14 protein-coding genes and 1 pseudogene are annotated in these 12,116 nt (G+C 54.2%); all 15 read right to left on the bottom strand.

The window, feature by feature from the left end:
- Positions 1 to 34: 34 nt before the first annotated feature.
- A complete protein-coding gene (gene trpE / locus XYCOK13_RS01885) occupies positions 35 to 1,600 on the bottom strand; it encodes an anthranilate synthase component I (protein ID WP_213410157.1) in 1,566 nt (521 codons plus the stop codon).
- A gap of 121 nt (positions 1,601 to 1,721) precedes the next feature.
- A complete protein-coding gene (locus XYCOK13_RS01880; protein WP_213410156.1) occupies positions 1,722 to 1,907 on the bottom strand; it encodes a hypothetical protein in 186 nt (61 codons plus the stop codon).
- A gap of 177 nt (positions 1,908 to 2,084) precedes the next feature.
- Positions 2,085 to 2,453 carry a chorismate mutase gene (aroH, locus tag XYCOK13_RS01875; RefSeq protein ID WP_213410155.1) on the bottom strand — a complete coding sequence of 123 codons (369 nt, stop codon included), beginning with the start codon at positions 2,451 to 2,453 and terminating at the stop codon, positions 2,085 to 2,087.
- A gap of 3 nt (positions 2,454 to 2,456) precedes the next feature.
- Positions 2,457 to 3,557, bottom strand: a complete 1,101-nt coding sequence (gene aroB / locus XYCOK13_RS01870) for a 3-dehydroquinate synthase (protein WP_213410154.1) — start codon at positions 3,555 to 3,557, stop codon at positions 2,457 to 2,459.
- A 1-nt stretch (position 3,558) separates the two neighbouring features.
- Positions 3,559 to 4,728, bottom strand: coding sequence for a chorismate synthase (aroC, locus tag XYCOK13_RS01865; protein ID WP_280520867.1), 1,170 nt, complete (start codon positions 4,726 to 4,728; stop codon positions 3,559 to 3,561).
- Between the two features lie 219 nt (positions 4,729 to 4,947).
- Positions 4,948 to 5,127, bottom strand: coding sequence for a hypothetical protein (locus tag XYCOK13_RS01860; protein ID WP_213410153.1), 180 nt, complete (start codon positions 5,125 to 5,127; stop codon positions 4,948 to 4,950).
- 60 nt (positions 5,128 to 5,187) lie between these two features.
- Entirely contained in the window at positions 5,188 to 5,991 is an 804-nt protein-coding gene (locus XYCOK13_RS01855) for a CheR family methyltransferase (RefSeq protein WP_213410152.1), read from the bottom strand.
- 183 nt (positions 5,992 to 6,174) lie between these two features.
- Positions 6,175 to 6,624, bottom strand: coding sequence for a nucleoside-diphosphate kinase (gene ndk, locus XYCOK13_RS01850; protein ID WP_213410151.1), 450 nt, complete (start codon positions 6,622 to 6,624; stop codon positions 6,175 to 6,177).
- A 19-nt stretch (positions 6,625 to 6,643) separates the two neighbouring features.
- Positions 6,644 to 7,618 carry a heptaprenyl diphosphate synthase component II gene (hepT, locus tag XYCOK13_RS01845; RefSeq protein WP_213410150.1) on the bottom strand — a complete coding sequence of 325 codons (975 nt, stop codon included), beginning with the start codon at positions 7,616 to 7,618 and terminating at the stop codon, positions 6,644 to 6,646.
- Positions 7,615 to 8,496, bottom strand: coding sequence for a menaquinone biosynthetic enzyme MqnA/MqnD family protein (locus tag XYCOK13_RS01840; RefSeq protein ID WP_213410149.1), 882 nt, complete (start codon positions 8,494 to 8,496; stop codon positions 7,615 to 7,617). Before XYCOK13_RS01840 ends, hepT begins: the two co-directional genes overlap by 4 nt.
- The gene (locus tag XYCOK13_RS01835) at positions 8,489 to 9,106 is read right to left on the bottom strand and encodes a UbiX family flavin prenyltransferase (protein WP_213410148.1); all 618 of its coding nucleotides are present in this window, start codon (positions 9,104 to 9,106) and stop codon (positions 8,489 to 8,491) included. Before XYCOK13_RS01835 ends, XYCOK13_RS01840 begins: the two co-directional genes overlap by 8 nt.
- Position 9,107: 1 nt before the next feature.
- Positions 9,108 to 9,975 (bottom strand): annotated as a pseudogene (locus tag XYCOK13_RS01830) (UbiA-like polyprenyltransferase).
- Positions 9,965 to 10,684: a demethylmenaquinone methyltransferase gene (locus XYCOK13_RS01825; RefSeq protein WP_213410147.1), complete on the bottom strand. Its 720-nt coding sequence runs from the start codon at positions 10,682 to 10,684 to the stop codon at positions 9,965 to 9,967. The pseudogene XYCOK13_RS01830 and the gene XYCOK13_RS01825 overlap by 11 nt, the downstream one beginning before the upstream one ends.
- 13 nt (positions 10,685 to 10,697) lie before the next feature.
- A complete protein-coding gene (locus XYCOK13_RS01820; protein ID WP_213410146.1) occupies positions 10,698 to 11,480 on the bottom strand; it encodes a heptaprenyl diphosphate synthase component 1 in 783 nt (260 codons plus the stop codon).
- A gap of 55 nt (positions 11,481 to 11,535) precedes the next feature.
- Positions 11,536 to 12,069: a hypothetical protein gene (locus tag XYCOK13_RS01815; protein ID WP_213410145.1), complete on the bottom strand. Its 534-nt coding sequence runs from the start codon at positions 12,067 to 12,069 to the stop codon at positions 11,536 to 11,538.
- Positions 12,070 to 12,116 lie beyond the last annotated feature (47 nt).

Below are 12,116 nucleotides of genomic sequence, written 5' to 3'. Positions count from 1 at the left end.
AGGCTTGGATAACGCGTTGGCCGTGTGCCGTCACCTAGTTCGCAGCAGGGGGAACGGCATAATAATCCTGGTTGACCGTTGACGATTCACGTTCCGCATCTCTCGGGAACATAAGCTCTGCAGTGCGTATCGCGGTCAATAGCGCTTTCGCCTTGTTCTCTGTCTCTTCGAACTCCTTCTCCGGCACCGAATCATAGACGATGCCTGCACCGGCTTGGACATAAGCTCTCCCGTTCTTGAACAAAATCGTGCGAATGGTAATGCACGTGTCAAGGTTGCCCGAGAAGCCCAAGTACCCGATGGCGCCGGCATAGATGCCGCGCGCTTCCCGCTCCAGCTCCGCGATGATCTCCATCGCCCGCAGCTTTGGAGCGCCGGAAACGGTTCCCGCCGGCAAGCAGGAGAGGAAGGCATCGAAGAAATCCTTGTCTGCGCGGAGCTTGCCAGTAACATTGGAGACAATATGCATGACATGGGAGTAGCGTTCAATCTCCATGAAGCTGTCGCAGTGCACACTGCCGAACTTCGCCACCCGGCCGATGTCATTGCGCCCAAGGTCGACCAGCATCAAGTGCTCCGCCCGTTCCTTCTCGTCAGCAAGCAGGTCCTTCTCCAGCATCAGATCATGCTCCTCGTCGCGTCCGCGTGGCCGTGTCCCGGCGATCGGACGGGTCTCCACCTGATCGCCTTCCACTCGCACAAGCAGCTCTGGCGAGGTGCCGACGATAACTTCCTCCCCCATCTTCAGCACGTACATGTAGGGCGATGGATTCATCGTGCGCAGCACGCGGTATACCTGGAGTGGCGACACGAATGTATCGGTTTCAAACCGCTGGGACAGCACCACTTGGAAGATATCCCCGGCGCGAATGTACTCCTTGGCCTTGTCAACGTTGTCCATGTAGGTTTGCTTGCTCACATTCGAGCGAATGTCGCCGATGTCCGGCTGGACCGGAACGGCCCCTTGCTCCGACTGCGGCACGGATACCGGCTTCTGCAGCCGAATTAGCATCTCCTCCACACGCTCGCATGCGGCTGCATAAGCTTCCGCTACCGCCGCTTCATCCGCGCCGTTCGGAATATGCGCGTTGGCGATCACCATGAGCTGCTGCTTGAAGTGGTCGAAGACAATCACCTGATCGCAAAACATAAAGCGGATGTCGTCCATCCCGAGATCATCCACTTGATGAGCGGGCAGCTTCTCATAGTAACCGAGCAAATCATAGCCGAAAAATCCAACCGCTCCTCCTGTGAATCGCGGAAATCCGGGCAAGTCCGGACTGCGGTAAGCAGCCAGCGTTTCCTTCAAGGCTGCCAAGGGCTTGCCCTGCAGCACCCGCTCCCTGCCGCCCTGCTCCAATACGAGCCTCCCGTCCTTCCCGCGGAAGGAAAGGAACGGATCGGTTCCGATGAAGGAGTACCGTCCCCATTTGGCCCCGCCCTCCACACTTTCCAACAGAAAGGCATATTTCTCCTGATACAAATGGTGGAATACGCGAATCGGGGTTTCCGTATCCGCGAGCACTCTGCGGGATACGGGAATCAAATTGTACCCCTGTGCGGCAAGCTCCTGCACCTCAGACAATATGGGACTGTACATGTAGCGCTCCTCCTCTTTTCTGCAAAAAAATGCCGTACAAATAAAAAAACTCTACACGCAGTAGAGGGAAAAGTTGATATTCAAGCCTATCAGAAACTTGCATCCGGCATCGCGAACCTATTCATGCATGTACGCGCGACCGCAGCCGCGAACTGCATAGCCGATGCGAGTGTCTAAGCTGCGCGCTTGCAGCATACCCATCCGGATCGATCAGCCATGCCTCTCTGCACGAAAACGGCTCCTCCAGCCTGGTTCCCTGGACATTAGGATACCATGCAAGCGGGCTCTGCTCTGGCACTCTGCTCAACTCTTCTTCCTCTGCTCTGCTACCTCTGCTAGCGCTGTCCGATCTCCATCCAAACTGCGCCGCCGATACTCCATCGGCTATTCCCATCATACAGTATGCGTCCTCTTGCGTCAACGAATACCGCCCTTCCGCATGATCCTCCCATGAGCGGAAGGCGGTGTCCGAAGCTGCCTAGAACTAGGCGCCAGCTAAGTCGGGGCGCAGCTTTTTGGCTTCATTCAAATACACATGGACAACCTCGTTCTGCTTCTTCTCTGTGTTGACCATGACCATCAGCCGAATGCACCGGGGCAGACTGTTCTTTACCGGAATTTCCAGCGAGCACATCAGCGGCACCAGTTCCCAGCCTTCCATCTGGCGAATGGCGCTGGCCGGGAATGTTGCATCCAGATCATGCGTAACGGTTACAAACACGCTTGCAATATCTTCAGGCGCGATGCCGTTCTCTTCCACGATCGCATTCAGCAGGCGTATGCTTTCCTCGAGGATCTCTTGTTCTTCGTTGCGCTCGACTGTCGTTGCTCCGCGGATACCTCTTACTACCATCGATCAATCCTCCCGTTTCAGTTGTTCGATAATTTCCCTCACCCAATCCGGCTGAATGTCGCTGCGGATTTCAACACGGCCAATTTCAGGAGAGACGACAAACACCATCTTGCCTTCCTTGAACTTCTTGTCATGCATCATCGCCGACATGATTGCTTCCGTATCATAATGCGCCGGTATGCTGACCGAAAGGCCCAGCTTCTGCAACAAGCGCTTCGTTTCCCGATACACGGTCTCTGCTTCCGGATAACCGAGACGAATGGACAGTTTGGCAGCGCCAACCATGCCGATGGCAATCGCTTCACCGTGCAGCAGCTCGTTGTAGCCAGCTACTGCTTCCAGCGCATGGCCGATGGTATGGCCCAAATTTAGAATCGCGCGTAGTCCGCCTTCCCGCTCGTCCTGCGACACAACATGCGCTTTCACCTTGCAGCCCTGATAAAGAGCCTCCCGGAGAGCATCCGCATCGAGTGCCAGCAACGCCTCGGCGTGCTCGTCAAACCAGTGAACGAACTCGCGATTCCAAATCAAGCCTTCCTTAAGAAGCTCGGCGAGACCTGCACGAACCTCGCGCTCCGGCAAGGTGGACAACGTGCTCGTATCATAAAGCACCATAAGCGGCTGATGGAAAGCGCCGATAATGTTCTTCGCCAGTGCGTGATTGACAGCGACCTTGCCGCCTACGCTGCTGTCGTGCGCCAATATCGTCGTCGGCACCTGCACGAACGGGATGCCGCGCATGTAGCTTGCTGCCAGAAAGCCCGCCAAGTCGCCGACCACACCGCCGCCAAGCGCGACGATGGTGGAGTGCCGGTCAAGACCATTCTCCAAGGCGGTCGCTACGAGACTGTTCAGCATATCCAGCGATTTGGTCTTCTCACCCGGCTCCACGACCGCCTCGCACACGCGATAGCCTGCGGCTTCCAGCGACTGGCGCAAAGGTGCTAGGTGATGCTTCGCTACATGGCGGTCCGTCACGATCATGAGCGGTGAACGGTGCGGAATGCCCTTCTCCGCGAACAGCCGGCCCGCTTCCTGCAGCAAGCCTGCACCAATATGAATCACATACGAGCGTTCGCCCAAGTCAACATTCAGAAGCTTCATCTCAATAACGCTCCACTTGCGCCAGGTAGTTGCGGTAATTCGCCTCAATCTCCTCGATGGAGTCGCCGCCGAATTTCTCCAGGAACGCCTTGGCAACTTCCCAAGCGACAACATGCTCCATCACAACGCTTGCCGCCGGAACGGCACAGCTGTCCGAACGCTCTACCTGCGCCGTAAATTCTTCCTTCGTATCAATATCCACACTTCGCAGCGGCTTGTACAAGGTCGGAATCGGCTTCATCACGCCGCGCACAACAATTTGCTCTCCGTTGGTCATGCCGCCTTCGAAGCCGCCCAAGCGATTTGTTGCCCGGCGGAATCCGCCGTTCTCGCTGTACACGATCTCGTCGTGGACCTGTGAGCCGCGCAACGAGCCGGCCTCAAAACCAATGCCGATTTCGCATCCCTTGAAGGCGTTGATGGACACTACAGCCTGGGCGATACGTCCGTCCAGCTTGCGATCATATTGCACATGGCTGCCGAGGCCGACCGGAACACCTTCCACAATGCATTCCACAATGCCGCCGATGGAGTCTCCCTCTTCCTTGATCTGATCGATATGGGCGATCATCTTCGCTTCCGCTTCCTTATCCGCCACTCGCACCGGCGATTCCTCGGTAATGCGGATCAGCTCATCAAGCGGCAATTCCTGCCGCTTGGCTTCCACTTCCCCGATGCGCAGCACTTGCCCCGCCACCTTGATGCCAAAGTGGGCGAGAAATTGCCGGGCTACTGCTCCGACAGCTACTCTTGCCGCGGTCTCGCGGGCGCTGGAACGCTCCAGAACATTGCGCAGATCCCGGTGGTTGTACTTCAAGCCGCCATTCAAATCGGCATGGCCCGGCCGCGGCCGATGTACGCGCCGACGATCCTCGTCCGTGCCCTCAATCGGCTCAATGTTCATGATCTTCGTCCAATGCTTCCAGTCTTTATTTTCCACAACCAGAGCGATGGGCGCGCCAGTCGTCTTGCCGTGCCGCACGCCGCCGACCACCGCAGCAGCATCCGTCTCGATTTGCATGCGCCGGCCGCGGCCGTATCCCTTCTGTCTCCGGACTAATTGAAAGTTCAGTTCCTCGAAATTTAATGTCAGGTTGCTCGGCATCCCTTCAATAATTGCCGTTAATTGCGGTCCGTGGGTTTCGCCTGCTGTCAGATAACGCAACATAATGTTCCTCCTCAACCAGTATCCTCTTTTTCGCACTTTAGCGCTTTTCAGTACGATAGATACAGCTAATTATAGTACAGCGGGTTAGGTTTGACAAGGATTGCCCGGCCCTTCCTTCCACGGCAAAAAGCCTGCAGTCTCTCGGAGAGAAGATGCAACATCCGAGGTTGCGGCAGGCTTTTCATCATTTTTTTGCGATTGACCGGATCGGGTTTTCCTTCGCTATCCTGCGCTGAACGAGCCTTTGGCCGAATGCTGTTGCGCCACTCTGGTCGCATCATCCCATCCGGTTTCGCTCATGATGCCCAGGATCTGCTGCGAGTCAATGCCCAAGATCTGTGCGCATTCCTGTATCGAAATAAATCCGCGCCGATAGGCATGAATCACTTTGCGCTTATCCATGTCGTCCCTCCATAATAGAATGCCTGCCTATAGTATGGGAAGCGATGGAAAAGAATATACCTAAGCCTTCCGCTGGTAGAAAAACGTGTCCACAGATTCGAGTCCATATTGGCCCGGGGAGAAGATCTGCTCCGTGCTGCCGACGAACAAGATCCCGTTCGGCTTAAGCGCTTGGGCGAACCGATGATACATATCGCGCTTGGCTTCCTCCGTAAAATATATCATGACATTTCGGCAGATGATGAGATCAAAACCCGAATCGTACGAATCATGCAGCAAATTTTTCCGCTCGAAGGTGATACCCCGCTTCAAGGCCGGCGAAATCCGAAAGAGCGTATCTTCGGCAGTGAAGTATTTGTTGAAATATTCAGGCGGCACATCCTTAACGGATCGGTCTGGATATAACCCTTCCTTCGCTCTTGCAAGTGCATTGTTGTCCAAATCCGAGGCTATAATTTGCGACGTTCCAAGCAAACGCTGAAGATCCAGAATCATGGCCAACGTATAGGGTTCTTCACCGGTAGAGCATGCTGCGCTCCAGCACTTCAGCCGGTTCGTGCGGGACGCCAGCTCGGGGATGAACTTGCTCTCCAGGACACTCCACCGGTTGGGGTTGCGCCAAAACTCGGATACGTTGATCGTCATCCGGTCCAAAAATTCAGCCATCATTCCTTTGTCAGACTGGATCGCTTTGAAAAAATCCGCAAACGTGGCATAGCCTTTCTTGTCGCGCAGCGTAGCGAGCCGCCGTTTCATCTGCGCCTCCTTGTATTGAGCCAAATCAATTGCGGTCAATTCCTTGACCTTCTTGACAAAAAGCGCAAAGTCGCTGTCTGATAAGCTGCTGGTTTGCAATGGTTCCATGAACGCTTTTCTCTCCCTTATCGACTCGCTTGCGAAGAAGCGACGTTTTTCGACAACTACCTCTTATTACATTCCCTGCAGACCGCAGAATTCCTTCTGCCCTTCTGCAAATTGGATGCAAAAAAGAGCATCGCCCCGCCGATAGCGAACAAATGCTCTTAAAGGTGAAAAGTATGTCCAAATTTATAGCCACTGCTCGATCTGCCGCTCATAACGGACCAATTCTTCGGTCCCGAAGAAGTTGCTGATTTCCCGGGCAGCGCTTTCAGGAGAATCTGAGCCGTGAATCAGATTTCGGTTCGTATGTAAGGCGAAATCTCCCCGAATCGTTCCCGGGGCTGCTTCCTTCACGTTCGTCTTGCCAATCAGCGTCCGTGACAGGGCGATGATCTCATCCCCTTCCCAGACCATTGCAAACACCGGTCCGGATGTGATGAAACTCACCAAATCGCCGAAAAATTCCTTGCCCTTATGTTCCGCATAATGAAACTCCGCCTGCTGCTCGGTCATCCTGACCAGCTTGCCGGCAACAAGGCGAAAGCCTTTGCGCTCGAAGCGCTGCACAATTTCCCCGATTAATCCGCGCTGTACAGCGTCTGGCTTGACCATAAGGAATGTTTGTTGTTGAGCCATATTTCTTCCTCCTTTTCCATCAGTGTGATCGCTTCCCTACGAAGTATGCAATTTCCTGCAAGCTTTTTTTGGCTTTGATGTCGGGAAGCCTGTCCAGCGCTCTGATGGCTTTGTCTATGTAACGGGATGCCAATGCTTCCGCCCGGTCAATCCCTTCGCTTTCGCGAATCAGCGCAAGAAATCGACTGACGTCGCCTGCCCCCTCCTCTGTCCGGATGCGGGCAATTTCGCTGCTCACTGCCTCTTGTCTGAAGGGATCCTGCAGCGCATAAAGCACGGGAAGGGTGATATTCCCCTGCCGAATATCGTTGCCAGCAGGCTTCCCCGTTTCCTTCTCGCTGCCGATCAGGTCCAGCACATCATCCCGAATTTGGAACGCCATGCCTACATTATATCCGTAATTGTACAGGCGATTGCTGACATAAGGATCGGCTTTCGCCGCAATCGCGCCCAGCTGGCAGCTGATTGCGATCAGCAGAGCCGTTTTGCGCCGGATGCGCAGCATGTAGTCCCGCACGCTTTGCTCCGTATCGAAGAACAAGCGGATCTGCTCCATTTCGCCAATGCTCATTTGCACGATCGCTCTGGACAAAATTTTGTGCAGTTCGGGATTCCCCAGCTCCGCAGCTACGTGCAGCGCCTTGGCGAAGATATAATCTCCGGTATACATGGCAATGCGGTTGTCCCATTTCGATTTCACTGTCAGCTGTCCCCGCCTCATCGTGGCATCATCGATGACATCGTCATGTACAAGGGAAGCCATATGGATGAGTTCAAGCGGAACAGCGACAAGCTTAAGCGTTTCAATATCGTAATTGCCAAATTCGCCCGAGAGCAGCGTAAAAACCGGACGAATCCGCTTCCCCCCGGCTTTCAGCAAGTGCAGGGAGGCTTCATTCAGAAGCGCATGATCCGATCGAATGCTTCTCTCCAGCTCGTCCTCGATTTTTGTTATATCGTGCTTTTTTCGTGCATATAGCTCTAATAGTTTCATCGTTCACCTTCGGTCCGCGACGGTTCCCCCGGCCGCCAAAAATTCAATGTTGTCTGCCGCTCCAGCAGACCCTCTTCCCAAGCGTAGCGATAATACGTGAGCAGCCCTTCCTGCTGCGGCTCTCCGAAGCCGTACTGCAATCCGTGAAAATACGCATGCCAGAATGCCTCTGTACCGCCAATGCTATGCACAGCCTTGTCAACCAAAGGCCCTATGTCGTTGACGGACTTGCGCTTGCTTTCGATCAGCGCTCCGTAAATGTCCTCTACCAGCTCCGGATTCGCGGCAGCCGCCTCCTTGCGCAGCGCCCACACAGCAAACACCATCCACTGACCCGTAAATTGCTTCCAAAGCTCGCCCAAATCTGTCATGCGGTACAAGCCATCCCGTTCGTTCATCCACGAAGCCTTGATGGCGTCATCACCGATTAGCAGCGCAGCATCCGCTTCTTCCATCATCTTGTTCAGATCCGGCTGCATCGAAACCTCCCGAGGGGAGCCATTCAGAAAACGCCTCATAATAATCCGAAACAGATTGACGGAGCTGGCTGAAGTAGACGCCGTGGCAACCAGACCTTCGCGCAGCTCCTCCAACGGTCCCCGGTGGAAGAGAAAAATCGAGTTGACCCGTCCCAATGCGCATACGCTCAGGTTGGGCAGCAGCAAGTATTCGTCTGCATGCTCCGCATAGCTGTATGACGATATCGCTCCCAGGTCAATGCGGCCTTCAGCCATTGCCCGATTCAGTCCGGACGGCACTTGCCGTTCGATTTGCACCTGATCGCCCCATCTGCCTTCGGGGAAATAATGAAAAACCGGCCAAACATTTGTAAAGTCAATTCTACCGATGCGTATGGGTGTTTGTCCTGTTTTATTCATGTTTAGCGCTCCATCTTCTGTATATCTCATGATCAATATTCATCAAGTCCATGACTTTGCCAACCATAAAGCCCACGATCTCGTCAAGAGTTTGCGGGCCATTATAGAATCCCGGCATCGCTGGTGCAATCTTGACACCCAGCTTGGCCAAGGTGAGCATATTTTCCAAGTGTATGGCATGCAGCGGCGTCTCTCTCGGCATGAGAATAAGCGGACGGCCTTCCTTCAGCATAACATCCGCCGCACGCTCGAGCAAATTATCCGAGAGGCCATGCGCTACCGCAGCCAGCGTCCCCATCGAACATGGCGCAACGACCATGCCCGCAGTTCGAAAGGAGCCGCTTGCAATAGCCGCTCCGATATCCTGGATAGGATAATACGTATAGGTCCCCGGCAAATGTCCAAAAGCAAGCTCCAGTGCTTCCTTTCGGTTCGTTACCTTCCATCCAAGCTCCTCCTGGAGCACCCTCCAGCCTGAATCGGTCACTACCAGATGCAGGTCATACCTGCGCTCCAACAACTCCTGGCAAAGACGCACGCCATATGCCGCGCCGCTCGCCCCTGTTATGCCTATTACCCATGAGGCAAGGCCTTCCCGTGCTTCTCCCATGCTAGAACACCGCCAAATCCAAGATGGTAAAGGCAAAAACCACTATGCTCAGCGTGCCGTTCATTGTGAAGAATGCCGTATTCAGCTTCGACATATCCTCGGGCGATACGAGCCGATGCTCGTAGAACAAGATCGCGGAAGCGATGATCATCCCTGCCAGATACCACCAACCGAGTTGCGTAAACCAGATCAGGCTGATCAAGCCTAGAGCTGTGCATGCATGGAAGCACTTGGCGATCCATAACGCTTTGGCCAGGCCGAACCGGGCAGGTATCGAATAAAGCCCGGACCGCCGATCATAGTCGATGTCCTGACAGGCATATATGACGTCAAATCCGGCTGTCCAAAGCGCTACGCTGAAGTAGAACAGCAGCGCCACTGCATCGATTTGCCCGGTTACGGCGACCCAGCCGCCCAGCGGCGCTAGCGCAATCGTCAAGCCCAGGACGACATGACAGAGCCAAGTGAAGCGTTTCGTGTATGAATAAAATACCAGAAAAAAAAACAGCGACCGGCAACAGCTGCATGGCCAGTGTACTTAACTGAGAGGCTGCAACGAACAACAGAATGAATGATGCCACGATAAACAGCCAAACTTCCTTGGAAGACAAAAGTCCCGCAGGAATTGCCCGCCCTGCCGTACGCGGATTGTTCTTGTCGATGATTCGATCGATGACGCGGTTCAGTCCCATCGCCGCGCTTCGCGCGCCTACCATGGCGAGCGTGACCCAGCCGATCTCCGCCCACGACGGAAGCGTATCGCGCACCACCACCGAGCCAAGCACAGCGCCCATATAGGCAAACGGCAAGGCGAATACCGTGTGCTCGAACTTGATCATCTCAAGAAACACTTTGACTTTATTCCACATGCCGACTCTCCTTTGTGCCGATGTGGAGCGCTGCTACCCCCATAAACAGCGGGTATACCTCCACTTTCTCCAATCCCGCATCTCGGAACATCCGGGCCAGCTCGACATGATCGGGGAACTGGGCCAGCGATTCCGGAAGCCAGCTATACTGCTCATATCTCTTGGCAACCAGCTTCCCGATAAGCGGGAGGATGCGTCTGAAGTAAAAATAATAAACGCTTTTGAACGGCTCGCGCACCGGCTTCGATAGCTCCAGACATACCACTTTGCCGCCAGGCTTGACCACTCTGCGCATCTCGCCCAGCACCTGCGCGTAATCCGGTGTGTTGCGCAGCCCGAAGCCGATGGTCGCATAGTCAAATTGATTGTCTTCGAATGGCAGCTCCATCGCATTGCCTTGGACGAGCTGAATCTGCTTGTCCCTTCCGGCTGCCTCAACCTTGCGCCTTCCATATTCCAGCATATGCTGGCTAAAATCGAGGCCGACCACTTCCCCGGTACCGCTGGCCTCGGCCAACTGCAATGTCCAATCACAAGTGCCGCAGCACAGGTCAAGCGCAGTTTGCCCGGGCTGGACGTTCATTTTCCTCATGGTGAACTTTCGCCAAGCCTTGTGGCGTCGGAAGCTCAACAAATCATTCATCATATCGTATTTGGGCGCAATGCTTTCAAATACGTTATGGACGTACTTCTCCTTCTCTGTTTGCATGCCGGGAGTCACCTCAAGTCCTTTCCGCCAGTTTCATGCCAGGCACTCTGAAATGCAGGGCATCCTGCAGCCATTTGTCAGGCTCTAGCTGTTTGATTCGCTGCATGGCATGCTTCCAATGCTGATCCAGCATTGTCCCCATAAACTGCCGGGCAGCTGACACGGCTGTTCCCCCGCTCTCGCGAAGATGCCAATACAGCAAAGAATGGGGAGTAGAAATGTCCTCGCGATTCATTTCTTCGGACAATACCTCGCAGGTCGTTATATGGCGCAACAGCTCCGGCCAGCTTGATCGGTACTGCCCATCCATTAAGGCGGAAAATGCAAGAAACAAGCGCGAGCGAATCTCCACAGTAGCCTGCAAATATTCCTCAGCGCTCAACCTCGTTTGTATCATGCGCTCATACAAGTTCAGCTTCATCCGATTTACATCGCAAATGGCCTCCGACAGGCGCCGGACCAGGTCGATTTGGCCTGCTTGCGACAGCAGCTGGTAGAAGCGGCTGCTGAAATAATCGCCTGCCAACACGCGCAGCTGCCGGGAACGCACTTCCCGGGACGGCCCGCTGCCGCCGCCGCCGTCAACCAAATCGTGCATGTCCATCCCGACCTGAACCAGCGACGCGGCCAAGCTGTAAAGTTCCGTATGTCGGCTAATAGATGGATGGCTGCGATTTAAAAAATAGCACAGCAAATTAACCCGCTGTTCCGGGAATGCGGGCAAGTCCGTATATTGATCGATCATATCATAGTGAGTATAACGCTTGGCAATCTCTGATATCGGTCTGTGGTCCATACTTCATCCGTCTCCGTTTCTTGATCAGCGTCATACGCCATTATATCACAAATATTTAAGGTTTGAAAAAATCCTCTCCCGCTTTTGTCAAGTAAAAACCGTTCATCGCAGGAATAATTCGCGAAGCCGTCACATTCTCCTTTTCGCCAAGCTCCAGCCATACGCTCCGTTCCGCTTCCCAAGAAGCCAGCAACAGCTCCTTTCCAGATTGATCCGTGGTCAAGACGCGAACGAGCAGCTGATGAATATTTTCCGTGTGATGAAAAGACAATCTGGCCAACTCGGCGAAATCCAGAAGCATATCCTCCCGCCTTGTCTGCGCCGACAGGAGCACATCCACAGCTAGCAGCTGGGGTTTAATTTGTACGCGCGCCAACTCACCGTTCAAGCCTGTTCGCGTCATGACATCCACAATATTGTCACTATCGAGATAGAGAGGGGAAATGCCCGGCGCTTGCTCAGCTTGTCGCTGATTCATACCGCCATCCTGTTTACCGTTCCCATTCCAGCTCGTGTCCAATAAAGTCAATCCCGCTGCCAGTACAACGGTAAGCGCAAAAGAAGAGATAAGTGGAATCCATCGTTTCATGCAGGCACCTCCCGGAATTCTCCTTATCTCATTGTACAATTGAAAAA

The organism is Xylanibacillus composti, assembly GCF_018403685.1.
In the GTDB taxonomy this organism is placed as follows: Bacteria; Bacillota; Bacilli; order Paenibacillales; family K13; genus Xylanibacillus; species Xylanibacillus composti.
The sequence above is the reverse complement of the archived record's forward strand: the minus strand, read 5'-3'. Positions and strand labels throughout refer to the sequence as shown.